General features: G+C 30.0%; 31 protein-coding genes, 1 tRNA gene and 1 pseudogene. 29 read left to right on the top strand and 4 right to left on the bottom strand.

Annotated features, from left to right (window positions below; genetic code table 11):
- Window positions 1-24: 24 nt before the first annotated feature.
- The 7 genes from FMM56_RS06520 to kcuS all read left to right on the top strand — a co-directional run bounded on the left by FMM56_RS06520 (window position 25) and on the right by kcuS (window position 3,920).
- Entirely contained in the window at window positions 25-363 is a 339-nt protein-coding gene (locus FMM56_RS06520) for a F0F1 ATP synthase subunit C (RefSeq protein WP_150141638.1), read from the top strand.
- Between the two features lie 26 nt (window positions 364-389).
- Window positions 390-475: transfer RNA gene (locus tag FMM56_RS06515), tRNA-Leu, on the top strand.
- A 42-nt stretch (window positions 476-517) separates the two neighbouring features.
- Window positions 518-736: a hypothetical protein gene (locus FMM56_RS06510; RefSeq protein WP_150151990.1), complete on the top strand. Its 219-nt coding sequence runs from the start codon at window positions 518-520 to the stop codon at window positions 734-736.
- A complete protein-coding gene (locus FMM56_RS09045; protein ID WP_223811482.1) occupies window positions 733-885 on the top strand; it encodes a hypothetical protein in 153 nt (50 codons plus the stop codon). Before FMM56_RS06510 ends, FMM56_RS09045 begins: the two co-directional genes overlap by 4 nt.
- A gap of 74 nt (window positions 886-959) precedes the next feature.
- Window positions 960-1,181, top strand: coding sequence for a hypothetical protein (locus FMM56_RS09040; RefSeq protein WP_223811481.1), 222 nt, complete (start codon window positions 960-962; stop codon window positions 1,179-1,181).
- A 437-nt stretch (window positions 1,182-1,618) separates the two neighbouring features.
- A complete protein-coding gene (locus FMM56_RS06500; protein WP_150141642.1) occupies window positions 1,619-3,733 on the top strand; it encodes a carbon starvation CstA family protein in 2,115 nt (704 codons plus the stop codon).
- Entirely contained in the window at window positions 3,699-3,920 is a 222-nt protein-coding gene (kcuS, locus tag FMM56_RS06495; RefSeq protein WP_150141644.1) for a KCU-star family selenoprotein, read from the top strand. The genes FMM56_RS06500 and kcuS overlap by 35 nt, the downstream gene beginning before the upstream one ends.
- 150 nt (window positions 3,921-4,070) lie before the next feature.
- Here kcuS and FMM56_RS06490 read toward each other — a convergent pair whose 3' ends face one another.
- From FMM56_RS06490 to FMM56_RS06480, 3 genes are read right to left on the bottom strand one after another with little or no spacing between them, the layout of a single operon-like run.
- Window positions 4,071-4,622, bottom strand: a complete 552-nt coding sequence (locus FMM56_RS06490) for an SCO family protein (RefSeq protein WP_150141645.1) — start codon at window positions 4,620-4,622, stop codon at window positions 4,071-4,073.
- Window positions 4,623-4,626: 4 nt separating this feature from the next.
- Window positions 4,627-5,064, bottom strand: a complete 438-nt coding sequence (locus FMM56_RS06485) for a hypothetical protein (protein ID WP_150141647.1) — start codon at window positions 5,062-5,064, stop codon at window positions 4,627-4,629.
- Window positions 5,051-5,521: a copper chaperone PCu(A)C gene (locus tag FMM56_RS06480; RefSeq protein WP_150141648.1), complete on the bottom strand. Its 471-nt coding sequence runs from the start codon at window positions 5,519-5,521 to the stop codon at window positions 5,051-5,053. The genes FMM56_RS06485 and FMM56_RS06480 overlap by 14 nt, the downstream gene beginning before the upstream one ends.
- Window positions 5,522-5,702: 181 nt before the next feature.
- On the opposite strand from FMM56_RS06480, the gene FMM56_RS06475 reads away from it, so the two are divergent.
- From FMM56_RS06475 to FMM56_RS09230, 5 genes are all read left to right on the top strand, one after another.
- Window positions 5,703-6,683: a murein L,D-transpeptidase family protein gene (locus FMM56_RS06475; protein WP_150141649.1), complete on the top strand. Its 981-nt coding sequence runs from the start codon at window positions 5,703-5,705 to the stop codon at window positions 6,681-6,683.
- Window positions 6,683-7,675: an alanine racemase gene (locus tag FMM56_RS06470; RefSeq protein WP_150208119.1), complete on the top strand. Its 993-nt coding sequence runs from the start codon at window positions 6,683-6,685 to the stop codon at window positions 7,673-7,675. The genes FMM56_RS06475 and FMM56_RS06470 overlap by 1 nt, the downstream gene beginning before the upstream one ends.
- Complete coding sequence (locus FMM56_RS06465) at window positions 7,675-8,142, top strand: tRNA (cytidine(34)-2'-O)-methyltransferase (RefSeq protein ID WP_150208116.1); 468 nt, start codon at window positions 7,675-7,677, stop codon at window positions 8,140-8,142. The genes FMM56_RS06470 and FMM56_RS06465 overlap by 1 nt, the downstream gene beginning before the upstream one ends.
- A gap of 81 nt (window positions 8,143-8,223) precedes the next feature.
- Window positions 8,224-8,373 carry a hypothetical protein gene (locus FMM56_RS08770; protein ID WP_190319032.1) on the top strand — a complete coding sequence of 50 codons (150 nt, stop codon included), beginning with the start codon at window positions 8,224-8,226 and terminating at the stop codon, window positions 8,371-8,373.
- 802 nt (window positions 8,374-9,175) lie between these two features.
- Entirely contained in the window at window positions 9,176-9,304 is a 129-nt protein-coding gene (locus tag FMM56_RS09230) for a hypothetical protein (RefSeq protein ID WP_263312617.1), read from the top strand.
- A 695-nt stretch (window positions 9,305-9,999) separates the two neighbouring features.
- On the opposite strand, the gene glnA is transcribed toward FMM56_RS09230, so the two are convergent.
- Window positions 10,000-11,430, bottom strand: coding sequence for a type I glutamate--ammonia ligase (glnA, locus tag FMM56_RS06460; RefSeq protein WP_150141652.1), 1,431 nt, complete (start codon window positions 11,428-11,430; stop codon window positions 10,000-10,002).
- A 262-nt stretch (window positions 11,431-11,692) separates the two neighbouring features.
- Between glnA and FMM56_RS06455 the strand changes: the two genes are divergently transcribed.
- The 17 genes and pseudogenes from FMM56_RS06455 to FMM56_RS06375 form a co-directional block, all read left to right on the top strand.
- Window positions 11,693-12,400 (top strand): protein phosphatase CheZ, encoded by a 708-nt coding sequence (locus tag FMM56_RS06455; protein WP_150141653.1) that lies wholly within the window; start codon window positions 11,693-11,695, stop codon window positions 12,398-12,400.
- On the top strand, window positions 12,397-13,650 hold the full coding sequence (locus tag FMM56_RS06450; RefSeq protein WP_150151995.1) for a peptidase U32 family protein: 1,254 nt from the start codon (window positions 12,397-12,399) through the stop codon (window positions 13,648-13,650). Before FMM56_RS06455 ends, FMM56_RS06450 begins: the two co-directional genes overlap by 4 nt.
- Window positions 13,651-14,145, top strand: coding sequence for a 5-(carboxyamino)imidazole ribonucleotide mutase (purE, locus tag FMM56_RS06445; RefSeq protein ID WP_150141655.1), 495 nt, complete (start codon window positions 13,651-13,653; stop codon window positions 14,143-14,145).
- Between the two features lie 9 nt (window positions 14,146-14,154).
- Window positions 14,155-14,745, top strand: coding sequence for a DUF3972 domain-containing protein (locus tag FMM56_RS06440; RefSeq protein ID WP_223811480.1), 591 nt, complete (start codon window positions 14,155-14,157; stop codon window positions 14,743-14,745).
- Window positions 14,742-15,602: a glycine--tRNA ligase subunit alpha gene (gene glyQ / locus FMM56_RS06435; RefSeq protein WP_150208113.1), complete on the top strand. Its 861-nt coding sequence runs from the start codon at window positions 14,742-14,744 to the stop codon at window positions 15,600-15,602. The genes FMM56_RS06440 and glyQ overlap by 4 nt, the downstream gene beginning before the upstream one ends.
- Entirely contained in the window at window positions 15,603-16,328 is a 726-nt protein-coding gene (locus tag FMM56_RS06430) for a Nif3-like dinuclear metal center hexameric protein (RefSeq protein ID WP_150208110.1), read from the top strand.
- A gap of 9 nt (window positions 16,329-16,337) precedes the next feature.
- Window positions 16,338-17,045, top strand: a pseudogene (locus FMM56_RS06425) (zinc ribbon domain-containing protein); the annotation flags it as partial.
- Window positions 17,046-17,245: 200 nt separating this feature from the next.
- Entirely contained in the window at window positions 17,246-18,400 is a 1,155-nt protein-coding gene (gene waaA / locus FMM56_RS06420; RefSeq protein WP_150208105.1) for a lipid IV(A) 3-deoxy-D-manno-octulosonic acid transferase, read from the top strand.
- Entirely contained in the window at window positions 18,381-19,133 is a 753-nt protein-coding gene (locus FMM56_RS06415) for a pseudouridine synthase family protein (protein WP_150180540.1), read from the top strand. The genes waaA and FMM56_RS06415 overlap by 20 nt, the downstream gene beginning before the upstream one ends.
- A 62-nt stretch (window positions 19,134-19,195) precedes the next feature.
- Window positions 19,196-20,533 (top strand): signal recognition particle protein, encoded by a 1,338-nt coding sequence (ffh, locus tag FMM56_RS06410; protein ID WP_150180541.1) that lies wholly within the window; start codon window positions 19,196-19,198, stop codon window positions 20,531-20,533.
- Between the two features lie 65 nt (window positions 20,534-20,598).
- Window positions 20,599-20,826 (top strand): 30S ribosomal protein S16, encoded by a 228-nt coding sequence (gene rpsP, locus FMM56_RS06405; protein WP_150141662.1) that lies wholly within the window; start codon window positions 20,599-20,601, stop codon window positions 20,824-20,826.
- A 2-nt stretch (window positions 20,827-20,828) separates the two neighbouring features.
- On the top strand, window positions 20,829-21,071 hold the full coding sequence (locus FMM56_RS06400) for a KH domain-containing protein (RefSeq protein WP_150141663.1): 243 nt from the start codon (window positions 20,829-20,831) through the stop codon (window positions 21,069-21,071).
- Entirely contained in the window at window positions 21,064-21,591 is a 528-nt protein-coding gene (rimM, locus tag FMM56_RS06395) for a ribosome maturation factor RimM (RefSeq protein WP_150141664.1), read from the top strand. Before FMM56_RS06400 ends, rimM begins: the two co-directional genes overlap by 8 nt.
- On the top strand, window positions 21,591-22,301 hold the full coding sequence (gene trmD / locus FMM56_RS06390) for a tRNA (guanosine(37)-N1)-methyltransferase TrmD (RefSeq protein ID WP_150141665.1): 711 nt from the start codon (window positions 21,591-21,593) through the stop codon (window positions 22,299-22,301). Before rimM ends, trmD begins: the two co-directional genes overlap by 1 nt.
- Window positions 22,302-22,310: 9 nt before the next feature.
- A complete protein-coding gene (gene rplS / locus FMM56_RS06385; RefSeq protein ID WP_150141666.1) occupies window positions 22,311-22,667 on the top strand; it encodes a 50S ribosomal protein L19 in 357 nt (118 codons plus the stop codon).
- 128 nt (window positions 22,668-22,795) lie between these two features.
- Window positions 22,796-24,142, top strand: a complete 1,347-nt coding sequence (locus FMM56_RS06380) for a class II 3-deoxy-7-phosphoheptulonate synthase (RefSeq protein ID WP_150152008.1) — start codon at window positions 22,796-22,798, stop codon at window positions 24,140-24,142.
- Window positions 24,139-24,457 (top strand): arsenate reductase family protein (locus FMM56_RS06375; protein WP_150152011.1); only part of this gene is annotated, 319 nt, incomplete at its 3' end. The genes FMM56_RS06380 and FMM56_RS06375, both read left to right, overlap by 4 nt.

The following is a 24,457-nucleotide window of genomic DNA, read 5'->3' as shown; positions in this document are numbered from 1 at the left end:
CAAATTCTTTTTAAAGGTCTTACGATGAAAAAAATTGTTTTTTTACTCATGGCTTTTGTAGTGGTTGCATTAGCTGATGTTGGAAATGCTCCTGTTGAACAAGAAGCAATCAATGTTTGGATTAAAGCTTTTTCTGTTTTAGCTGCTGGTGTTGGACTTGGTGTTGCTGCACTTGGTGGGGCTATAGGTATGGGACATACTGCGGCTGCTACCATTGCTGGTACTGCAAGAAATCCAGGACTTGGTGGGAAATTAATGACAACAATGTTTATCGCATTAGCGATGATAGAAGCACAAGTTATTTACGCACTTGTTATTGCATTAATCGCCCTTTATGCTAACCCTTTTATACCTTTTGCTTAAAAATGAAGCCCTTATTTAGGGCTTTTGCGGTTATGGTGGAATTGGTAGACACGCTATCTTGAGGGGGTAGTGCGCCACGCGTGTGCGAGTTCAAATCTCGCTAACCGCACCATTTTATTTTATACAATTTTGTAATTTTTGCAAAGGTGCTAATATGGACCTACAAATTCAAAAATGTATCGATCTTTTAAATCGCTACAAAGATGAATTAACTTACGAACAATATAAACAAAATCTTTCTATTATAGGAAATTCGGCAATTGAGGGTATGTATTTGGATGAAGAGGATATTTTTGATTTAATTAGGATTGATAGAGGTGAAGACTCCGAAGATATTATGAATGAAAAACTAAGGGCTTGGGGAGTTAAATGACAGAATTTGATAATTTCTTGCTTAAAACTAATAAAATAGGGGCAAATAATTTAAAAGAATTATTTGAAAAAGAAGTAAAAATGGTTGAAGCTAAGGAGAAGCAATTATTTTTTAACCATATCAAGGCTTATTTGATTATAAACATTTAAAGGCTATTCATTATTTTTTATTTTAAGATGTCTATGAGTGGGTAGGAAAAGATAGGTTTGAATTAAATTTATTAATGCCATTTTTAAAGGGTTTGACGCATTTTGTACCTGGCGATTTAGTTGTAAAATATGCAGATGAAATTTTTAACGATTTAAAAGAAAATAGGCTATTTTGTGGCTTAGAAAGTGATGAATTTTTAGATAAGATTACGGATTTTTTTGCAAATTTAAACGCCTTGCATCCTTTTAGAGAGAGAGCAATGGCAGAACACAACGCACTTTTATTAATCAATTAGCTAAAAATGCTGGATATGAACTAGATTTAAATTTAATCCCTAAAAAACATTTTATTGATTCAAGTATTTTAGCAAGTAAATTACAATTAGAACAAGTACGAAATTTATTTAAATGCAATTTATTATATTTAAAAGAAAATAAAGAAAATCTTAGTGATTTATTAACTGATAGTAATTTATAAGACAATGGATACTAAAAATAAGCATAGGCGTAGGTAATAAACATTTTCACTAAAAACAAACACAAATAACTTTAAATTTTCAATAAATTTCAAGTTATACATAAATATTTTTTAAAGCTAAATTTAAGTTTAGTTTTAAAAATTAATAAAAAATGTTACTTTTAGTAAAAAATTATACAATTTTTAACTTTTTTCACTAATTTTAATTTTTATTTTGCTAATCTTGTAATGTAATTTAATTTAAGGAGAGAATGAATGAGTAGTATTACTAATAAAATACTATGGCTATTTATAGCTGTTCTTGGTGCCTTTTGTTTTTGCTATCTGGCATTACAAAATGGCGAAACAGTATCGGCAATCTATCTAGTTGTCGCAGCGATTTGTATCTATGCTATTGGATATAGATTTTATGGTCGCTTTGTTGCTTATAATGTTTTAGGACTTGATAAAAATAGAGCAACTCCGGCTGTTACTCAAGATGACGGACGTGATTTTGTTCCTACAAACAAATATGTTTTATTTGGCCATCACTTTGCTGCTATTGCTGGTGCTGGTCCTTTGGTAGGTCCTATACTAGCTGCTCAAATGGGTTACTTGCCTTCAATGCTTTGGCTTTTGGTTGGTGGCGTTTTAGCAGGTTCAGTACATGACTTTGTTGTTCTTTTCATCTCTACTCGTAGAAATGGTCGCTCACTTGGCGAAATGATTAAAGATGAAATGGGCACTTTTACAGGTGGTGTTGCTATGGTCGCAATCTTTGGTATTATGATTATTATCATTGCGATTTTAGCCATGGTTGTTGTAAAGGCTTTAGCTGATTCTCCTTGGGGTCTATTTACTATCGCAATGACTATTCCTATTGCGATTTTCATGGGTCTTTATATGCGTTTTTGGCGTCCTGGTAAGGTTGGAGAGGCCTCTGTTATAGGTTTTATACTTTTGCTTTTATCTATTTATTGGGGCAATGATGTAGCTAATAATCCAGCTCTTGCTGCGTATTTTACTTATGATGCTCCTACCTTATCTTTAATAGTTATGGCTTATGGCTTTATCGCTGCAATCTTACCTGTATGGTTTTTATTAGCACCTCGTGATTATCTTTCAACATTCTTAAAAATAGGTGTTATCGTATTAATGGCTATTGCTATTATTTTTGTTGCCCCAAATTTACAAATGCCAAAGATTAATCCACAATATTTAGATGGAACAGGTCCTGTTTTTGCTGGTGCTTGGTTTCCTTTCTTGTTTATAACCATTGCGTGTGGCGCTATTAGTGGTTTCCATGCCCTTATTTCAAGTGGTACAACTCCAAAAATGCTTGAAAATGAAACCCACGCCTTGCCTGTAGGTTATGGTTCAATGCTTGCAGAAAGTGCTGTTGGTATCATGGCTTTAATTTGTGCTTCTATCCTACAACCTGGTCTTTATTTTGCTGTAAATTCCTCAGCTGCTTTAATTACTAGTGATGTAGCACAAGCTGCTGTTGTGATTTCAGAATGGGGCTTTAAGGTAACACCAGAAGATATTAACAATCTTACACAAAATATAGGTGAAAAAACTATTCTTTCAAGAACAGGTGGTGCTCCTACCTTTGCTATCGGCGTTACTTTGATTTTACATGAATTATTAGGTGGGGTTGATATGATGAAATTCTGGTATCACTTTGCTATTTTATTCGAAGCCTTATTTATTTTAACAGCCGTTGATGCTGGTACTAGGGCTTGCCGTTTTATGGTACAAGATATGTTAAGTCATATTTATAAACCACTTGGCAATATCCATAATTTCTGGGCTGGTGTTTTGGCTACCCTTATAGGCGTTGCTTGCTGGGGGTATTTCCTTTATCAAGGGGCAATCGACCCAAAAGGTGGTATTTATACACTTTGGCCACTCTTTGGCGTAAGTAACCAAATGTTAGCTGGTATGGCTTTGCTTTTAGTTACTGCTATCTTAGTAAAAATGGGAAAAGCCCGTTACACTTGGGTTACACTCGTACCTGCTATCTTTGTTTTAGTAGCTACTCTTTATGGTGGAATTCAAAAAGTTTTACCTTACAAAGAAGGTGATAGGGTTCATAATGCTGTTTCACACATTGCAGTTGCTAAGGTACAAGGCGATAAAATAGAAGCCTTAAAAGCCCAACTTGCTAGTATACAAGATGAAGCCGAAAAAGCTAAGATTGAAAAAGACCTATCTATCGCGTCTCAGTCTAAATTTGCTAATATTCTAAATGCTGTTTTATGTATATTCTTTATGATAACTACCTTGCTTGTAATCATCGCTTGCGCTGGTATTTGCTTTGGTAAGATTAAAATTCCTCTTAAGGAAAATGCTTATGTCAAACTCGACTCCATTAAAAATAGTCAGTAGAATAAAGCATATATATGGAAAAGCCGAAAGGTTTTTCCATCCACTTGTTGGGCTTTCAAGTTATGATAAATACTTAGAACATATGAAAAAAGCACACCCTGATAGAAAACCACAAAGCAGAGGTGAGTTTTTCAAAGAACGTTTAGAAAAAAGATATAATAGTGGTGGCGTAGGTAAATGTTGTTAAGAATTTCTTAACAACATTTTTTAATAAAATTACATATTTGTATAATGTGAGTTCTTCATTTACTATTAGCGTACTTTTTTGAATTTTCTTTGTGGTTAATCAATTAACTTTTTTGTAAAAATGTCAAAAATTTTTTATTTATAAATAAATCTATCCTTGCAAAAATTTCTTTAAGGTATCTTGTAATTCTTCTGGGTCTAAATTTGTGATATCTCCCCAAAAGTTACCATTTTCATCTATAAAATATAAGGCGTTGCTATGGGCTACTGAGTATTGCATAAAAGAATCGTGCAAGTCAACTTTATGGTATTTTACCCCATAATTATTTGCTATTTTTTGCAAAGTTTTTTCATTACTAGCTATTAAAGAGGTGGAATTTGGGTAAAAATACCTTAACCACTCATTTGTTTTTTTAATATCCTTATCTCTTTCAATATCAAGGGAAACAAATAATAAATAAGCGTCTTTATTTTCAAGTTTTTCTAATTCTTGTGCTAAAACTACTAAGGTTGCAGGGCAGACATCAGGGCAAAAGGTATAGCCAAAATAAATAATTAATTTTTTACCCTTAAAGGTTGATAAAGTAGTATTTTCTCCAAATTCAGAATTAAGCACAAAGTCGTATTTATTTGTATCTTTAAAGTAAAAAAAAGTCATTATTACACATAAAAATACTATTAAAGCAATTAAAATTTTTTTCATATTCTTACCTATTTGTTAAATCAAAATCAAAATGAAGCCCTATAGGCTTATTATCTTGTATAAATTCGCCTCTAAAACGCATTTGTTCTAAGCTACAAAGACTAAGTACAATTTTACTTATATAATTACCATTTTCAAGTCTAATTAATCTTGGTTTTATCTTACCCATATCCATATTAAGCCCATAAAGTTCTAGTTTTAAATTTTCAAATTCAGGTAAATTTTCAACTACTAAATGAGTAATATCCATTGCCTGTAGAGGTTTAGGATTAAGTGAAATTTTAACCATTTTATCTTTAAATTTATATTCACAATTTTCTTTATTTAAATTACATTCTAAGGGAAGTAAATTTTCATTTGAAAAACTTGGCAAAAGCCCATATAAAGCAATGCCAAGTATAATAACAAAGATTAAAATAAGAAAAATTTTATTTTTTATCATTTGTTGTGTTATCACCCTTTGGTTTTGGGTGGTTAGGCTTTTTAAGTTCTTTGCTAGAAATATTTTTAAGCTCTATACTTTCTTTATTATCAAAAACAAGAGTTAAATCAGCCCTAGTATTTGCATCAACTGGATTTTTAATATCTAAAAGCATTATATGATAACTGCCAGGTCTTAAAGCAGTATTAGAATGAGCTTTAATATCTATCTTATCAACCTTAATCATAGACATTTTGCCATCTTGATTAGTATGAGTGTGAAGTTCTACCTTATCGCTTAAATTTGATTTTGCACTAACTAAGGCTATGTCTTTGTCGCTGTTATTTTTAAGCGTTAAAAAGATAGCACTATTTTTTGCATTTGGAGGAGTTTGTTTAACAAAAACATCCTCTACGCTAATATCTGCTGCAAAGAGCCCAAGGCTTAAAAGACTTAAAGAAAGCATCGCTTTTTTCATATTTTCTCCTTTGAATATATTGCTTGTAAAAAACAAGTTTTGTATTATAAAAAATAAAAATTAACTTTTTGCAAACGATTATTAAATTTGAGTTGTTTTTAATAAATATTTTTAGATTTGCTTTTATTTAAGAAAAAAATAATATAATTTCACTTTAATTTCATTTCAATAAGGATAAATTTTGTTAAGATTAATTACGATTTTTTTTCTTTTCATAACTAGCTTATTCGCCTCTGCTGATTTGGTAAAAATTTACTTAAATGACGGCTTAGAAGCTGTTGGTGTGGCTATTGAAAAAGAACTTGCAAATAAAAATCTTTGGCTTGAGCAACTAGCAAATAAGGATATTTCTTTGGGATATTATGATAATGATGCCTTTATCGTTAGGACAAATAAAACAGATAAGGTAGTAAGGGTTTATTCTTATAAAAACGGGGTTTTACAGCAACAATTTGAACAAAAAGATGTAATTACCGGCTTAATGGGCGATAAAGAAAAAGAAGGCGATTTAAAAACGCCTGTTGGTTTTTATGAGCTGGGTCGTAAGTTTAGACCTGATCAGTATTATGGACCTCTTGCTTTTGCTACTTCTTATCCAAATTTACTTGATCAGTTACAAGGTAAAACAGGTGGTGGAATTTGGATTCATGGTTATCCTCTTGATGGAGAAAGGCTTGATGAATTCAAAACGAGAGGTTGTATAGCTTTAACAAATGACCAATTGGAAAATTTTTCAAAGGTGCTTGATGATGGTAAAACTAAGGTCTTTGTTTTAACAGAAGAAAAGGATTATGTAAGTGCCTCAAAGGATGAGATAGCAGGACTTTTTGCTGATTTATTTGCTTGGAAACATGCTTGGACAATTAGCGATGTTGATACCTATCTAAGTTTTTATGATAAGGATAATTTTAGACGCTTTGATAAGAGTCAGTTTTCACAATTTGCCGAAATGAAAAGAAGTATTTTTTCGCGCAAAGAACATAAGGTTATTAAATTCTCAAATATCTCTATAAGCCCTTATCCAAATATAAATGGCGATAAAATGTATAGGATATCATTTTTTGAAGATTATTACACAAAAAATTATCAATTTAGAGGCGATAAGGTTTTGTATGTAAGGTTAGGAAATAATGGCAAGATGCAAATTCTCGCAGAAAAATAATGTCTTTAATTAGAATAAATCAAAAATTCTACGAAGCAAATTTAAATAAAATTGCATCTAGGGCAGGTGGTTTTAATAAAATAATTTGCGTTTTTAAAGATAATGCTTATGGGCACTCAGCCACGCTTTTAGCACCCATTGCAAAAAATATGGGTGTAAATTTCATAGCCGTTAAAAATGAAGGTGAGGCTAATGAGTTAAAGGCTTTTTTTGATAATATCTTAATCCTATCTCATATCCCAAATAGCAATGAAAACTCAGCCTTTATTTATGCCTTAAATGATATCTCAAAAGCCCGTTTATTTAAAGAAAATACTCGCATTCATTTAAAAATAGATACAGCAATGCATAGAAATGGCGTTTGTGTTCAAAATTTAGAATTTGCCTATAAAGAAATTTTAAAAAATAAGCTAAATTTAGAAGGAATTTTTACGCATTTTGCGGGTTCTGATGAAATGGACGCAAGTTTTTTTATACAAAAAAATATCTTTGAAATGGCTAAGAAAATTATAAAAAATTTAGCTAAAAAAGATTTGCTTTTTCATTCTTATAATTCATCGGCCCTTTTTAGAACAAATAATTTTCCAAAAGATGAGTTATGCAGGGTAGGTTTAACGCAGTTTGGTTATGGTGATGAAAGTTTGCAAAAAATTTTAAGTTTATACGCTCATAAACTTAGTTCTAGGGTTTTAGAAGTCGGGCAAGGTGTGGGCTATGGTGGTAAATTTGTAGCAAAAGAAAGTATAAATATAGCAACTTATGATTTAGGTTATGCGGATGGTTTATTTAGATACAATGGAAAAGGAATTTTGTATTTAGCAAATGGTAAAAAAATGCTTGGTAGAATGTCTATGGATAGTTTTTCTTGCGAAGATAGTGGGGATGAAATTTGTGTTTTAAAAGACGCTCAAATTTGGGCAGATTTTTTTAACACTATAAGCTATGAAATTTTAGTAAAATTACACCCAAATATTAAAAGAATTCTTGTTTAATGTTTAATATAGTCTTAGTAAATCCACGCATTCCACAAAATACAGGTAGCATCGGTAGAATGTGTTTTAATGCAGGTTTTACCTTACATATCATAAAGCCTACCATTTTTGATATATCAAATAAGGCACTTAAAAGGGCTGGTCTTGATTATTGGGCTAAGTTAGAACCTATTATTTGGGAGAATTTAGACGAGTTTTTGGCTAAGAATTTAGCTTTTCAACAACAGTTCTTTTTTGCTACAACTAAGGGCGTTAAAGCTTATTTTGAAGTTAAATTTAAAGAAGGGGATTACCTATTTTTTGGCAGTGAAAGCTTTGGTTTGCCTTTATCATTAATGGATTTAAATAAAGAAAATATGATTAAAATTCCTATGAAAGAATGTGGCAGAAGTTTAAATTTGGCCACAAGCGTTGGCATTATAAGCTATGAAGCATTAAGGCAAAATTTTATTTATTTTAAGGCTTAGTTTATACAAGTATTTTAAAAATTTTTGTTTGTAAAATAAAAAAATTGATATAATTAATTATTAAAAAACCAAGGATAAACAATGAAAAAAATATTAATTATTTTATTGTGTTTAAATTTATATGCCCTAGATTATAAAAATTCTAATAATTTATATGAGTATAATGGAAAAAAAAATATAGTGCTTTTTGCATCAATATACGAGATTGCAAAGATTGAAAATAGAGAATAAATATACAATTTTAAAGTTTTGAATGGAAACACACAATCAAAAATAATATCAGAAGGACAAAGATAAATATTGTTTTAAACAATAAAAAAGTATGGCTATCTATTACTAATATTTCTTATAGGTTGGTAATTAATAAGCTAAATATTAGTAATGAGACGAAGCTTATCTTAAAATAAAGAATACGACATTGGCAAAAAAGAAATAAAAGCAAATTTGTTTTTTAATAATAATGAAATTGAGATTGTGTTTAATAGTCCTATATAAAAACAGATATTACATATAAAATTTTTACACCAGATATTTCTGTATAGATATTCTTATGATTATTCTGAAAAAAACAAAATTTTACAGAGTTTAGTTTGCTATGAATATGGAAATAATTCATGTTATATTCATACAGGACATATACCAATGACTACATTACAACTTAACTATAATTGGGAAAAATTATATAATTATCTTATATAAAATCAAATAGACCAAGATATACAATATGTTGGAATATTGTATATTATTAAAGAAATTTAATGATTTTTTTTATATTTTTATTTATTTTTATATGCAGAATGTGCTTACTTCTCGTATTAAAGCTTGTAATTTAAACAGGAAAAATTTGTATACAAATATAAAAAATCGTTGTAATTTTGAATATATTCCACAATTTATTATGCAAGATAATAAATTAGTATTTCAAAAAAATTACTAAGCTTGTTTTTTTACATTAGATTCTCTTAGAGGCAAATTTCAAAATATTTTTTGGATATATAATTCAAAAACAATTAAAAAATGTATTTATCCAAAAATGATACCATTATATTTATATGAACATGAAAATTATAAAGATATGAATGATTATGATATTTTTATGATTGAGATAGATAATAGCATAAGACCTAAGATAAAAATTAGATGTGCTTTATATACATACTAGCGATTTTTCAAAAGCTTTAGTAGGAAAAGTGTTTGAAAGTGGTAAGATACTTACATATGCAGTAAGTTTTTCAGATTTAAAAAACGAAAAAATTTATAAAAATGGCTATACTTTAAGTATAATTTTTGAAATTTCATAATAAGGTTTTTTTAAAGCTAATTGGTTTTTTAAGGATTAAAAATATAGTAAATTATATTTAAATTCCATTATGCAAATTTAAATTTACATAATGGATTATTGTTGAGATGACATTAATTATTGCATTTCTTTTGCTAAAATTCTATCGCATATTATTGTGGTTGCCATAATGCAGTTTTCCATATCGATTTTATCATCTTTAAAATGAATGTATTCATAGTCTTCAAGTAAGCTTGCAAGGTATTTTGCCCTAGAAAATATATGTTGAGTTCTATATGAAAATACTTATTTAATATCTACTCCATCGCCACCATTTTGTTTAATTTTATTTAAACACCAATCAAATTTAGCATTAAGTTTATCTTCATGTGTTTCATAATAATTTCTATCTTTTATAGCATTATTCTTTAACTCATCTTTGCTACAAATAAAATATCAAGTAAGCTAAATACTAAAATTTTAACTTTCATTGTAAAACTCCTTGAAAAATTTCGACGTTATAATACAAAAAGATTAAAAATAATATTTAATTTAAGCGACTGAAAAAGTCGCTTAAATTAACAAGAATAGCAGGTTTTAAACTCATAAGCAGTAGGCCTAGCCTCAACCGGCCACACTTGAGTTTCAAATTTTAAATGTTGATAATCATCTATAAAAATATCACTCATAACAGGCTTTAAAAAGGTATTGTAACGAATTAGGGCCTCTAAACTTCCTCTTAGAGTGTGAGGTAATTGTTCTATACCTTTTTCGCGAATTTCATCCAAGGTTAATTCAAATAAATTTTCATCCATAGGACCAACAGGCGTAGTTTTATTTTCTATGCCATCAAGCCCTGCCATTAACAAGCTTACAAAGGCAAGATAAGGACAAGAGGTACTATCAGGGAAACGAATTTCAATGCGAGCTGAATTTTTGCCTGTGCCATAAGGTACGCGACAACTTGCACTTCTATTTTGACAAGAATAGGTTAAAATGCAAGGTGCTTCAAAACCAGGGATAATCCTTTTGTACGAATTTGAACTTGGATTTGTAAAGGCTGCTACACTTCTAGCATTTTTTAAAATTCCACCTATATAATGAATAGCTGTTTGGCTAAGACCTCCATAGCCATCTTTATCATAAAATAAATTTACCCCGTCTTTCCACAAACTCATATGTACATGCATTCCATTGCCATTATCACCATATAAAGGTTTTGGCATAAAGGTAGCTGTTTTGCCATTTAAATGAGCTACCATTTTTACTACATATTTATAAATTTGTACATTATCAGCAGCCTCAACTAAGGTACCAAAATTTATACCAATTTCAGATTGTCCCTGTGCTACTTCGTGGTGATGAACAAAGGTTTTAAGACCAACTTTTTCAAGAGTTTGAACCATTTCAGCTCTAATATCAACAAAAGAATCAACAGGTTGAACTGGAAAATAACCACCCTTAGCCCTTGGTCTATGCCCTGTATTATAGCCATCAATATAGTCCTTATCATCGTTCCACTCGCCTTCTTCTGTATCTACTTCAAATTTCATACAATTTGAACTATCTACGATTTTTACATTATCAAAGATAAAAAATTCATTTTCAGGTCCAAAATAAGCAGTATCAGCAATGCCACTATTTTTTAGATAATTCATAGCCTTTTTTGCTATACTTCTAGGGCATTTTTCATACATTTGCCCCTTATAAATATCATAAACATCACAAAATACAACTATAGTTTGGTCGGCCGTAAAGGGGTCTAAAAACGCACTTTGTGCGTCAGGTTTTAAAATCATATCAGATTTATCAATAGGTTGCCAAGCCTTAACCGAACTTGCATCAAAAGGAATTCCTGCTTCAAAAGTTTCCTTGCTAATAGCGTGTATATTATAGGTAATATGATGCCAAGTACCTATCATATCAGTAAAACGAAAATCAGCAAAAATTACCTCATTTTTTTCACAAAACTTAAAAAATTCGTCAATATTATTAACAAATTTACCCATTTTTTACTCCTTCTAAGAATTAATTTTTAAAATTGTAGCATAAAATTTTTAATTAAGCTTTAATTAAAAAAAATTTTTTATATTTTTTAAAATTTTATTTTTAAAAGTCCTTTCAAAGCCTTAAAAATAGCCTAGTAATGAAAATAATTTTTATAAAAAAGAAACAAAAGACTAATTTAATATGAAAAATATGTAAAAAATAACGACAAATTAAAATAAATAGACTATAATTTTAAGTATTAAACTATAAAAAGGGAAAGTTATGACTCAAGAAGAACTTGATGCTTTAATGGAGGGAGATGTTTCTCTTGATGAAGAAAACACAGATAAGCTTGAAGATGATGAAAGCTTGAAAGACTTGGAGGATAAGGGTGATAATGTTATGCTTGAAAATGTTAAAATCGCTGATTATTCCCCACATCCTGATGTACTTTGGCCACCTCCTCCACCAAATGACCAACACAAGGTAGTTCACCAGCTTGATGATGTGACAAAGGATAGCGAAGTAAAGGCTACTGAGTTATTAGAAAAACTTGAAAGTATTAATAATTTCTTTGCAAATTCTGAAACCCTAATGAGTGAGTTAAATAAGGTTTTTGATAAAAATATAGAAATTTTTACTAAGCTAAATACTAAATTTCCACATGTTGTAAGCTTTGTTGAAGCACTTGAATTAAATAAAAATATTAAAGACAAAAGCAAGGAAATAGCTACAAATTTGCAAGATGGGCAAGATGAAGTTATTATGGCAATGGATGCTATGCAGTATCAAGATATACATAGGCAAAAAATTGAACGCGTTATTAATGTTATGAGAGCATTGAGTCGCTATATGAGTTCTTTATTTGAGGGCAAGATTGATGATAAAAAACGCGTTGGTTCAGCCGTTCATATCGAAGGGGATATAAATACTGATGTAGTAAGCAATGATGATATCGAGGCACTGATTGCGTCATTAGGACAAAAATGATTATACCCGAACTTGTCGCACCAGCAGGAAATTTTACTAAGTTAAAAATAGCCTTAGCATATGGTGCTGACGCTGTTTATGCCGGGGTTAATAACTTTTCTTTAAGGGCTAGAACAGATAGGGAATTTGATTATGATAGCTTTGAAGAGGCTATAAAATACACTCATAAAATGGGTAAAAAAATTTATGTTACATTAAATGGCTTTTATCTAAGTGGTCAAATAGAAGGCTTAAAAAGACATATTTTAAGGCTTTATGAAATGAGGCCTGATGCTTTTATAGTAGCGTCCTTAGGAACTATTTATTTACTTAAAGAACTAGCCCCTGATATAAATTTACATATTTCAACTCAAGCAAATGTTTTAAATTACTTAGATGCTAAAATGTATAAAGAACTCGGGGTAAAACGCGTAGTTATAGCAAGAGAACTTGGTTTAAATGATGCAAAAATTATCAAAGAAAAAACGAATTTAGAACTTGAAGCATTTGTGCATGGGTCTATGTGTTTTGCATATTCTGGACGCTGTTTGATAAGTTCTGTGCAAAGTGGCAGGATGAGTAATAGGGGGAGTTGTGCTAATGATTGTCGCTTTAAATACGAACTTTATGCTAAAAATGAAGAAAATGGCGTTTTGTTTCGTTTAGAAGAAGATGAAGAAGGTACTCATGTGTTTAATTCTAAGGACTTAAATTTGTGTGCTTATATACAAAAAATTATGAAAGAAAATTGTATAAATGCCTTTAAAATCGAGGGTCGTACTAAAAGTGAGTATTATGTAGCACTTACAACTCGCACCTATAAGATGGCTATAATGGATGCTTTAAATGATAGCTTTAACGCTAAAAAATATGAAAATGAAATTAATACCTTAAAAAATCGTGGTTTTACAGATGGTTATTTGATACAAAGGGCCTTTGAAAAACAAAATACTCAAAATCATTTCTCAAGCATAGAAGAAGGGACTCACCAAGTTCATGGAATTTGTGAGGATGGCAAGTTTATTAAATGCAAAGGTAAAATTGTTTTAAATACAGCTTATGAGCTTTTGACACCCTTAAATTCAAATTTAAAAGAATGTGATAATGAAATTGGTAAAATTTATAAAAAAGATGATAAATTTTTTGTTGAATTTAAAGAACTTATAACAAAAAATGGTAAAAGCATGAGTGAAATTCATAGTGGCAATGAAAATGCTATCAAAATGCCAAGCGAAGTTAGTGAATTTAGCTTTTTAAGAAAGGAAATTTAAATGGCTTTTGTGTCTATTATAATGGGAAGTAAGAGTGATTATGAACTTATTACTGAAAGTGTTAAAATACTTGAAAAATTCGGAGTTAAGTATGAATTAGTAATTAGTTCAGCACACCGAAGCCCTGAAAGAACTAAAAAATATGTAAAACAAGCAGAAGATAAAGGAGCTAAGGTATTTATAGCAGTAGCAGGTATGGCAGCACATTTAGCAGGGGCTGTTGCAGCACTTACTATAAAGCCTGTAATTGGCGTACCCATGCCAGGAAGTGCTTTAGCTAGTATGGATTCATTATTTTCAACCGTGCAAATGCCAAAGGGAATTCCAGTAGCAACCCTTGCTGTAGGTAGGGCAGGGGCTATTAATGCAGCCTATTTAGCTGTGCAAATTCTAGCCTTAAATGATGAAAATTTAGCCAATGCTTTAAGGGATGAAAGAAGTGAAAATGAGGAGAATTTGATTAAAGATTCTAAGTCTGTGGAAGTTTTATTGTAAAGGATTTTTATGCAAACTTATTTAGAACTTGAAGAATTTTGCAAATTAGTGCATTTAAATGAGGACGTCGTTAAGGGAATGATGGCAAATGGTGCCTTAAATTTTAAAGAAGAAGATGGCAAAATTTATATAGAGGCAAATCAAGGTACCTTTAGCGTGGTGCCAAGTTCTGTTTCAAAAAATTCAATGGTAAATTCAATGACCTTAGCAGGTGAAAGCTTTGTTGAAAAAACTATAGGAACCATTTTAAATTTGCATGAAAAGGTGCTTGATGCAAAGGATGAAACCCTTGATACTTTAAAAAATGAAAATAAATTCTTAAAAGATGCCCTTTATTCAATGCAAGAACTTTACGATGAAGATAGAAAGACGATAGATACCTTAAATCAAGAATTAAAACACGCCAGAGAAGAGGCTGAGTTTATGAAAAGAAAATATAAATTAATGTGGAATAAAACAATGGAGGCCTTTGGTGTAAATTCTGATAAAAAAATGGCTGAAAATAAGGAAGAAAAAAATTCTAAAGAAGAAAATATTAAAGAAGAAGCCGAAAATATAGAAATTTTAGAAGAAAATTTAGAACAAAGTGAGCAAAAATGACATTTTCGCAAATAATATTAAGTTTACAAGATTTTTGGCAAAAACAAGGATGCGCTATTATGCAGCCTTACGATATGCCAGCAGGGGCTGGTACCTTTCACCCTGCTACTTTTTTAAGAAGTTTAGGCAAAAAACCCTTTGCCACTGCGTACGTAGCCCCTAGTAGAAGGCCAACAGATGGAAGATATGGGGAAAATCCAAATCGCTTAGGGGCTTATTATCAATTTCAAGTACTCATTAAGCCAAGCCCTGATAATATCCAAGAATTGTATTTAAAAAGTATTGAAAATTTAGGTTTTGATTTAAAAAAGCATGATATTCGTTTTATAGAAGATAACTGGGAAAGCCCAAGTCTTGGTGCGTGGGGACTTGGATGGGAAGTTTGGCTTGATGGAATGGAGATTACTCAATTTACTTATTTTCAACAAGTTGGAGGCATTGCTGTTGACTTAGTAAGTGCTGAAATTACCTATGGTTTAGAACGACTTGCTATGTATATTCAAAATGTAAATAATGTTTATGACATAGTTTGGAATGAGTTTAATGGTAAAAAAATCACTTATAATGATATACACAAGCAAAGCGAATTTGAGTATAGTAAGTATAATTTTGAAGTAAGTAATGTAGAAATTTTAAATGAAAATTTTGAAAATGCCTATAAAGAATGTAAGCATATTTTAGAAAAGGGCCTTGCCTTACCAGCTTATGATTATTGTATGTTAGCAGCCCATACTTTTAATTTACTTGATGCAAGAGGGGCTATTTCAGTGGCTAAAAGGCAAGATTATATGCTTAAAATTAGAGAGCTATCAAAATCTTGTGCTAGTGTTTATAAGCAAAGCTTAAATGAGAATTAAATGAAACTTAGTGAAATTTATAATTTTTTAGATAATTTAAGTCCCTTTGCTAACCAAGAAGAATGGGATAATAGTGGCTTGTTATTAGGTAATGAAAACGATGAGATAAAAACCATTTATTTAAGCCTTGATATAGATGAAAATTTGATTGAAAAGGCAGAAGAAAATTCTTTATTTATAACTCATCATCCTTTGATTTTTAAGGGTTTAAAGAATTTAGCCAATGATAAATACCCTAGCTTATTTATAAAAGAAATAATTAAAAAAAATATAAGCTTGATTGTTATGCATACAAATTATGATTTATCTCATTTAAATGCGTATTTTGTGAAAGAAATTTTAGGTTATAAAAACTTTACACAGGATAAATTTTTAATATATATAGAAGTAAATACAAGCTTTAAAACGCTTTGTGATGATATAAAAAAGAGTTTAAATTTAGAAATTTTAAGAACTAGTTTTTGTGGTAAGCAAAATATTAAAACCCTTGCAATTTGTACTGGAAGTGGTGGCGATTTAATAAATCTAGTTAAGGCTGATTGTTTTTTAAGTGGAGATTTTAAGTATCATATGGCTTTAGAAGCCATTAGCAATAAGTTAAATTTAATAGATTTAGGGCATTATGAAAGTGAGAGATATTTTGCACAAAGTTTAAAAAAATACTTGCAAAAATTGCCCTTAAAGGTTATAATATCAGTTTCAAAAAATCCATTTCAATATTTTTAAGGAAATTCTATGAACAAGTACCTTGAACAATTAGTGTTTTTATCAAAGATAGACCAAGAGATTGATAGCTTTGAACCAAAGATTGAAGATATTAGTAAGGCTTTAAGATTATCTGAGAATAAAATTAATAAAATCAATACCCAGCTTTCACAAATTGATGATGAGATAAAAGACATAGAACAACAAAAGGTGCAAAATAATAATCACATAGCAGAATTTAATGCAAAAATAAAAGAACTTTCTAAAAAAAGCGCCTTGATTAAAACAGAAAGAGAGGCAAATGCCTTAAAGGTAGAAGAAGGCATAGCAAAAGAACAATTAAAGGCTGCAGATACTGAGATAATAAGACTTGACGAGCTATTAAGCAATAAACAAGGCTTTAAAAATGAGCTTTTAGAACAAAAAATAAAGGAAGAAGAAGAATTTACAAATATTCAAACTAGCATTCAAAAACAGATTAACGATATAGAAAAAGAAAGAATGGTAGTTTATGATAAAAAAACTAAGCTTGTCGGTGATATAAATCAAAGAATGTTAAGCTTTTATGAAAAAATTCGCAAATGGGCAAAAAATACAGCTGTAACTCCTGTTCGCAAACAAGCTTGTTATGGTTGTTTTATGAGAATTTATGATAAGACTTATTTGGATATCTTAAAGGGTGAAGAGATTGTAACTTGCCCACATTGTGGTAGAATTTTATATATTGAAGATGAAAAAGCCCATAATTTAATTAGTAAAAAAGAAGAAAAAAAAGAAAGTAAAAGCACTAAAAAAGCTAGTACAAAGATGACTACAAATACAAAAACAGCTACAAAGGCAAAAGCTACTTCGGCAAAAAGTACTAGCAAAACTGACACTAAGAGTACAAAAAGTACAAAGAGCGTAAAAACAAGTACTAAATCAAAAAGCACAAAGAGTTGATTTTTTTTTATTATTTAATCTTAATCATACTTTTTATACCTTTAAGCCCCTTTATTTTCATACTTTCATTTTGTAAGGAAAAATATAAACAAAGCTTAAAGGCAAGATTTTTTTTATATAAAAATTTAATTCAAAAAAAAGCAGATGTACATTTTCATGCTTGTTCTTATGGGGAAGTTAATAGCATTAAAGAATTAAGTTTAAATTATGATAGTAGAATTTCAGTTATCACTCAAACGGGTTTTGATTTGGCTAAAAGTTTTTGTTCTAAGGTAAATTTTTTAGCCTTTGAGATATTTTTGCCTTTTTGGTTGAGTAAAACCAAGGTGTTAGTTATTTTTGAGGCTGAATTTTGGTTAATGCTTGTATTTATAGCAAAATTAAAAGAGGCTAAAATACTTTTAATAAACGCTAGAATTTCTGATAATTCTTATTCTTCTTATAAAAAATTTTCTTTTTTTTATAAAAAAATTTTTTCTTATATAGATGAAATTTTTGTACAAAGTGATAAAGATAAAACTAGATTTAGCGAACTTGGGGCAAAAAATATTAAGGTTTTTACAAATATTAAAAGCACTTTAAAAATTAATCCTAGTAAAAAATATACTAAATTTAAAGAAAAATTAATAATTTTTGCAAGTACTCATAAGGGCGAAGAAGAACTTTTATTACAAAATTTCAAGCTAGAAAAAAATGAAAAATTAATCATAGCCCCAAGACACCCTGAACGTTTTGTGGAGGTTGAGACTTTGCTAAAGGACTTAAATTTAAGCTTTGATAAATTTTCAAATTTAAATGATATTAGCGAATTTAATAAAGAAATTTTGCTTTTAGATAAATTAGGTGAGCTTGTAAATTTTTATGCGATTAGTGATATAGTGGTACTTTGTGGTTCTTTTATTGATAATATAGGAGGGCACAATCCTATAGAGGTTGCAAGTTTTGATAATGTTTTAATAAGTGGTAAATTTATACACAATCAAAAAAGTCTCTTTGAAATGGTTGAAAATGTGTGTTTTTGTGAAAATTTACAGGACTTAAATGATTTTATACATAATTTTAAAACAAGGGCAAAATTAAAATCAAAACTAGATTTAAGCCCTATAATGCAAAGTATTCAAGATGGTATTAATGCAAGAAAAAGCATATAAATTACTAGCTTTGCAAGAAAAAATTTCACACTCAAAGGCAAAGGATTTAATCGATAGGGGTTTAGTGTTTGTAAATGGACAAAAAATTGCAGTTGCTAGGTCTTTATTAAATTCAAGTGTTAAATTTAAAATTAAAAAAATGCAAGATATTAAAATTATCTTTGAAGATGAAAAAATTATAGCTGTAAATAAACCAAATTCTTTAATAAGTGAGAATTTGCAAGAACTTTTCAAAGCAAGGCTTTTAAATAGGCTTGATAAAGAAACTAGTGGGCTTATCTTGCTTTGTAAGGATGAGAATTTTCGCCAACTTTGCATAAATGAGTTTAAAAAACAAAGAGTTTTTAAAAGCTATATAGCCATACTTGATGGCATAATAGCCCAAGAAATTGAGATAAATGAGCCTATGTTAACTACAAAGGGTAAGAGTGGGGCTATTAGTAAAATTTCAAAACAAGGACTAGAAGCAAATTCTTTAATAATACCCTTAATGGTTGCTAAGCATAAAAGTTTGGTTAAAATTATCATTAAAACGGGTCGCACTCATCAAATTAGACTGCATACTTCTTTTATAAAACATGGTGTTATAGGCGATGAAAAATATGCTAAAATTAAGGCTGATAGAATGTATTTGCATAGCTTTGAAATAGGGCTTTTAGATTATAAATTTAAGGCCTTGCCAGATGATAGTTTTTCAAATTTTGGTTTTGAGTTAAAAAATTTTGATTTTTAAAGCTATTTAAGCAAAAATTTTATAAAATGCGAAGTTTAAAATTTTAATAAAAAAGGTAAAAATTGTTTGAACTTGTAAGCGAATCTTTTAAAACTGCTATTAATAAACTTCGTTTTATAGATGATGAAAAGGCACTTAAAAACGCCTTAGATACACTAAAAAAAGCCCTTTTAAAGGCTGATGTGCATCATAAAGTAGTAAAAGAACTTTTAGTTTTAATAGAAGAAGATTTAAAAAAAAGTGGTATAGGACAGCAACAATTTTTATTAGCCATTAAGAAAAATTTAGAAGAAATTTTAAGTATTAAGGGTGCAAATTCGGGTTTTGTGTTTGCCTTAAAGCCACCAACTATCGTTTTAATGGTAGGACTTCAAGGTGGAGGTAAGACAACTAGCACGGTTAAATTAGCCAATTACTTAAAATTACGCAATAAAAAGGTATTAATCGCAGCCTGTGATTTACAAAGATTGGCCGCTGTTGAACAATTAAAACAACTTTGCGAAAGCAATGAATTAACACTTTTTTATATAGAAAATGAAACAAATCCTTTAAAGGTAGCTAAAGAAGCACTTAAAAAAGCAAAAGAAAGCATGGTGGATGTTTTGTTTGTCGATACTGCTGGTCGTTTGGCTATTGATGAGCCTTTGATGCAAGAATTAAGAGATATTAAGCAAAGTTTAAACCCTGATGAAATTTTTTATGTAGCCGATGCTATGAGTGGGCAAGATGGGGTAAAAACTGCTGTAGCTTTTAATGATAGTTTAGGCATTAGTGGGGTTATTTTAAGCAAATTTGATGCTGATACAAAGGGTGGGGTTGCACTTGGTATAGCTAAACAAATAGGAATTCCTTTGCGTTTTGTCGGTGTTGGTGAAAAGGTAGCTGACTTAGAATTATTTGTACCTGATAGAATAGTAAGTCGCATTATGGGCGAGGGTGACCTAGCTACTTTAGCTGAAAAAACAGCAGCCGTAATTAGTGAAAAAGATGCGAAAAAATTAACTCAAAAGATTAAAAAAGGGGCTTTTAATTTTGAAGATTTTCTAAATCAAATGGAAAGTATGAAAAAGTTAGGAAGTATGAAATCTTTAATAGGAATGATACCTGGTCTTTCAAATATGGCTTCTCAATTAAAAGATATAGACCTTGAAAATTCAAAAGAAATTATTCATATAAAGGCAATGATTTCATCAATGACCTTAAAAGAAAGGCAAAACCCTGAACTTTTAAATAATGCTAGAAAAAGAAGAATTGCATTAGGAGCTGGTTTATCTCAAATTCAAGTAAATCGTTTTTTAAAGCAGTTTGAAAATGCTGCAAAACTTGCAAAACGTTTTTCGGGTAAAAAAGGAATGGATAGCTTAATGCAGATGATGAATCAAGCAAGAAGACCTATGTGAAATTTTATTTATAAATATTAGTGGTATTTATAAATAAAATTTTTTAAAAGTTTTAAGGAGAAAATATGACAGTAGTTAGACTTACAAGAATGGGTAGGACCAAAAGACCATTTTATCGTATCGTTGTAACTGATAGTAGAAAACGTAGAGATGGTGGCTGGATCGAAAGTATAGGATATTATAATCCTATGGTAGAACCAGAAGTAGTAAAATTTGACACTGAAAGATTAAATTATTGGAAAAGCGTCGGTGCTAGACTTAGCGATAAAGTTATTTCTATTACTAGTAAATAATTATGGTTGAGAAATTTTTAGAAGAATATGCAAAATTAATAGCTCAATATCCTGAAAAAATTTCCATAGAAAAGCTTGATTTGGGCGATAATTTTGTAGAACTTATTCTTTATGCGGACAAGGCTGATACGGGTAAATTGATAGGTAGAAATGGCAAGATGATTAATGCTATTAAAACTGTGATTTCAGCTTATAAAAGCAAGGATGATACTAATTATAGAGTCACGGTTAAAGCCATTGAATGAATTATTAAAGGTTGCAAAACTTGGTAAAACTATAGGTTTAAATGGCCATTTAAGATTGCATAATTTAAGTGATTTTTTATCTCAGTTTAAAAAAGGTGCTACTTTTTTTTGTAATGACAAAACACTTACTATCAAAGCTTTTAATAAGGATAATCTAACTATCTTATTTGAAGGCTTTGAAGATATAAATTTAGCTAAGAATTTAGTAAATAAAGAACTTTATCAAAGTATAGAAAAAACTCGCAAAGAATGCAAACTTAAAAAGGATGAATTTTTTTATTTTGATATTTTAAAATGCGAGGTTTATGATAGCAAACAAAGACTTGGAAAAGTTGTTGATATTTTAGAAAATACTTCTTCTTGTTTGTTTGAAATTAACACCGATGAAACACTTATAAAACAAGGTTTAGCTAAGAATTTTTATATACCTTACATTGATAAATATGTTTTAAGTGTTGATATAAAAAATTTTAAAATTAATTGTAGCGACGAGGCTATTTATATCTTGGAAAATTCATAATGAAACTTTCTTTTGTGTCTTTATTTTCAAATTTAATCGAGTTTTATTTTTCTGATTCTATACTTTCAAGGGCTAGGAAAAATAATTTATTTTCTTTAAATTTCATAAATCCTAGAGATTTTAGCAAGGATATACATAAAAAGGTAGATGATTATAAAATAGGAGGTGGGGCTGGTCTTTTAATGCAAATTCAACCTCTTTTTGATAGTTTAGAATTCATAAAAAAGCAAGATTCAAAGGCTCATTTTATCTTTTTAAACCCTTGTGCTAAGACCTTTACTCAAAAGGATGCAAAAAGACTTAGTAAAAAAGAACATATTGTCTTTGTTTGTGGAAGATATGAAGGAATTGATGAAAGAGTGATTGAACTTTTTGCAAATGAAATTTTTAGCGTTAGTGACGTGATTTTAACAGGTGGAGAGTTAGCTGCCCTTGTTTTAAGTGATGCGATTTTAAGAAATGTGGATGAGGTCTTAGGCAATGAAAAAAGTCTAGAAGAAGAAAGCTTTGAAGATAATTTATTAGAAGCTCCTGCTTTTGCAAAGCCCTTTGATTTTGATACAAGTAAAAAAGCTAAAATTTTTAATCCTCCTTCAGTGTTTTTAAAGGGTAATCACGCTAAAATTGCCGATTTAAAATACATTTTAGCGTCTTGCAAAACGAAATTTTTTAGGCCAGATTTATTCTTGGAGCATGAACGCAAAAAGTAAGGAAAAGATATGAAAAATAAATATATTGAGCAGTTTGAGGCAAAACAAATTGGAGAAAAAAAGGTTTCTGATTTTCGTGCTGGTGATACTTTAAAACTTGCTATTCGTATCAAAGAAGGCGATAAGTCAAGAATTCAAAATTTCGAGGGTGTTTGCATAGCTAGAAGAGGTAATGGAGTAGGTGAAACATTTATTGTACGCAAGATTGGTGCTAATAATATAGGTGTTGAAAGAATTTTCCCTATTTATAGCGAAAGCCTTGAAAGCATTAGCGTACTTAGAAGAGGGCATGTTAGACGTGCTAGATTATTTTATCTTAGACAAAGACGTGGTAAGGCTGCTCGTATCAAAGAACTTAAAAAATAGTAGTTTAGCTTTAAAATTTGAGTTTTTCTCAAATTTTTGCTATTTAAACATTCATATTCTTAGCTTCATTTATTTATCATTTAAAAATTTTTCTAGGATTATGAATTTATTAAAATATGGAATTTATTATGAATTGGAAAAAAGATTCTTGGAAAAACTATCCTATAAAGCAACAACCTGTTTATCCAAATGAAAAAGAGTTAAATAAAACTCTAGCAAAGCTTGAAAAATTACCTCCTCTTGTCTTTGCTGGTGAAATCAGAAATTTACAAAAAAATCTCGCAAGGGTCACTAGAAAAGAGGCCTTTTTATTGCAGGGTGGAGATTGTGCTGAAAGCTTTGAAAATTTCGGTGCTGTAAATATTAGGGATATGTTTAAGCTTTTATTGCAAATGGCTATTGTGCTAACCTTTGCAGGTGGCTGTCCCGTGGTTAAGATAGGTCGCATTGCTGGGCAGTTTGCAAAGCCTAGGAGTTCTGATTTTGAAGAGGTTAATGGGGTTAGTTTGCCAAGTTATAGAGGCGATATTATAAATGGTTTTGAATTTGATGAAAAGGCGAGAGTGCCTAGTCCTAAACGTATGATAGAAGCGTATTATCAAAGTGCTACGACTTTAAATTTATTAAGAGGTTTTGCTAAGGGTGGTTTAGCTGATTTACACGAAGTTCATCGCTGGAATTTGGGCTTTTTGAAAAAGAGTAAATTGCAAAAACAATACACAGATATAAGTGAAAAAATTTCAGAGACCCTAGCCTTTATGGAAGCTTGTGGTATCAATACTGGCAATGTCCCAAGCTTAAAAGAAGTTTCTATATATACTTCGCATGAGGCCTTACTTTTGCCTTATGAAGAAGCACTTACTAGGGTTGATAGTTTAAGCAATGAAATTTATGATTGTTCTGCCCATATGCTTTGGATAGGCGAAAGGACGCGTGAGATTGATGGAGCACATGTTCATTTTTTAAGTGGGGTTAAAAATCCATTAGGCGTTAAAATCGGTCCAAGTGCCAGTGCTAGTGATATCATAGCCCTTTCAAATGCCTTAAATCCAAGCAATGAAGAAGGAAGATTAAATATTATTATTAGAATGGGTGCCGAAAAAATAGAACAAAATTTGCCAAAAATCTTTAAAGAATTAAGAAGCGAGGGCTTAAATTTAATTTATAGTATAGACCCAATGCATGGCAATACTGTTAAGGCTGGTAATTATAAAACTAGAGAATTTGATAATATCATTAAAGAGGTTAGGGCCTTTTTTGAAGTAGGCATAGCCGAGGGCATTTATCCAGGTGGAGTTCATCTTGAAATGACAGGGCAGGATGTTACAGAGTGTACGGGTGGCATTGTCTCAAATGTAAAAACTGAGAATTTGCAAAAAAGGTATGAAACTCAGTGCGACCCAAGGTTAAATGCTGACCAGGCCTTAGAACTTGCCTTTTTAATCGCTGATTTAGTAAAAAAGGCTAGGGCGTGAAAGTTTATGGGATTAAAAATTGTTCAAGTGTGAAAAAAGCTTTATCTTACTTAGAAGATAAAGGTATTAATTTTGATTTTTTAGATATTAAAAAGATTAATGAAAGTATTTTAAATACTTGGCTTAAACAAAGAACCTTTGAAGATTTAATCAATCTAAAAGGTATGACAGCTAGAAAATTAAATTTAAAATCCTTAGATATGGATGAAAAAAGCTTAAAACAATTAGTTTTATCAAATTTAAGTCTTATTAAACGTCCTATTATAGAATATAAGGATAAAATTTTAATAGGACAAGAATATTTAACAAAATATA

The organism is Campylobacter sp. LR264d, assembly GCF_008633895.1.
Taxonomy (GTDB): Bacteria; Campylobacterota; Campylobacteria; order Campylobacterales; family Campylobacteraceae; genus Campylobacter_D.
Note: the sequence above shows the minus strand (reverse complement) of the source record. Positions and strands in the feature narration are given on the sequence as shown.

What these genes read in the sequence shown, in the direction of transcription:
- FMM56_RS06520 (WP_150141638.1), top strand. Translation starts at nt 25, where the DNA reads ATGAAAAAAATTGTTTTTTTACTCATGGCTTTTGTAGTGGTTGCATTA.
- FMM56_RS06510 (WP_150151990.1), top strand. Translation starts at nt 518, where the DNA reads ATGGACCTACAAATTCAAAAATGTATCGATCTTTTAAATCGCTACAAA.
- FMM56_RS09045 (WP_223811482.1), top strand. Translation starts at nt 733, where the DNA reads ATGACAGAATTTGATAATTTCTTGCTTAAAACTAATAAAATAGGGGCA.
- FMM56_RS09040 (WP_223811481.1), top strand. Translation starts at nt 960, where the DNA reads ATGCCATTTTTAAAGGGTTTGACGCATTTTGTACCTGGCGATTTAGTT.
- FMM56_RS06500 (WP_150141642.1), top strand. Translation starts at nt 1,619, where the DNA reads ATGAGTAGTATTACTAATAAAATACTATGGCTATTTATAGCTGTTCTT.
- kcuS (WP_150141644.1), top strand. Translation starts at nt 3,699, where the DNA reads ATGTCAAACTCGACTCCATTAAAAATAGTCAGTAGAATAAAGCATATA.
- FMM56_RS06490 (WP_150141645.1), bottom strand. Translation starts at nt 4,622, where the DNA reads ATGAAAAAAATTTTAATTGCTTTAATAGTATTTTTATGTGTAATAATG.
- FMM56_RS06485 (WP_150141647.1), bottom strand. Translation starts at nt 5,064, where the DNA reads ATGATAAAAAATAAAATTTTTCTTATTTTAATCTTTGTTATTATACTT.
- FMM56_RS06480 (WP_150141648.1), bottom strand. Translation starts at nt 5,521, where the DNA reads ATGAAAAAAGCGATGCTTTCTTTAAGTCTTTTAAGCCTTGGGCTCTTT.
- FMM56_RS06470 (WP_150208119.1), top strand. Translation starts at nt 6,683, where the DNA reads ATGTCTTTAATTAGAATAAATCAAAAATTCTACGAAGCAAATTTAAAT.
- FMM56_RS06465 (WP_150208116.1), top strand. Translation starts at nt 7,675, where the DNA reads ATGTTTAATATAGTCTTAGTAAATCCACGCATTCCACAAAATACAGGT.
- FMM56_RS08770 (WP_190319032.1), top strand. Translation starts at nt 8,224, where the DNA reads ATGAAAAAAATATTAATTATTTTATTGTGTTTAAATTTATATGCCCTA.
- FMM56_RS09230 (WP_263312617.1), top strand. Translation starts at nt 9,176, where the DNA reads ATGATACCATTATATTTATATGAACATGAAAATTATAAAGATATGAAT.
- glnA (WP_150141652.1), bottom strand. Translation starts at nt 11,430, where the DNA reads ATGGGTAAATTTGTTAATAATATTGACGAATTTTTTAAGTTTTGTGAA.
- FMM56_RS06455 (WP_150141653.1), top strand. Translation starts at nt 11,693, where the DNA reads ATGACTCAAGAAGAACTTGATGCTTTAATGGAGGGAGATGTTTCTCTT.
- FMM56_RS06450 (WP_150151995.1), top strand. Translation starts at nt 12,397, where the DNA reads ATGATTATACCCGAACTTGTCGCACCAGCAGGAAATTTTACTAAGTTA.
- purE (WP_150141655.1), top strand. Translation starts at nt 13,651, where the DNA reads ATGGCTTTTGTGTCTATTATAATGGGAAGTAAGAGTGATTATGAACTT.
- FMM56_RS06440 (WP_223811480.1), top strand. Translation starts at nt 14,155, where the DNA reads ATGCAAACTTATTTAGAACTTGAAGAATTTTGCAAATTAGTGCATTTA.
- glyQ (WP_150208113.1), top strand. Translation starts at nt 14,742, where the DNA reads ATGACATTTTCGCAAATAATATTAAGTTTACAAGATTTTTGGCAAAAA.
- FMM56_RS06430 (WP_150208110.1), top strand. Translation starts at nt 15,603, where the DNA reads ATGAAACTTAGTGAAATTTATAATTTTTTAGATAATTTAAGTCCCTTT.
- FMM56_RS06415 (WP_150180540.1), top strand. Translation starts at nt 18,381, where the DNA reads ATGCAAGAAAAAGCATATAAATTACTAGCTTTGCAAGAAAAAATTTCA.
- rpsP (WP_150141662.1), top strand. Translation starts at nt 20,599, where the DNA reads ATGACAGTAGTTAGACTTACAAGAATGGGTAGGACCAAAAGACCATTT.
- FMM56_RS06400 (WP_150141663.1), top strand. Translation starts at nt 20,829, where the DNA reads ATGGTTGAGAAATTTTTAGAAGAATATGCAAAATTAATAGCTCAATAT.
- trmD (WP_150141665.1), top strand. Translation starts at nt 21,591, where the DNA reads ATGAAACTTTCTTTTGTGTCTTTATTTTCAAATTTAATCGAGTTTTAT.
- rplS (WP_150141666.1), top strand. Translation starts at nt 22,311, where the DNA reads ATGAAAAATAAATATATTGAGCAGTTTGAGGCAAAACAAATTGGAGAA.
- FMM56_RS06380 (WP_150152008.1), top strand. Translation starts at nt 22,796, where the DNA reads ATGAATTGGAAAAAAGATTCTTGGAAAAACTATCCTATAAAGCAACAA.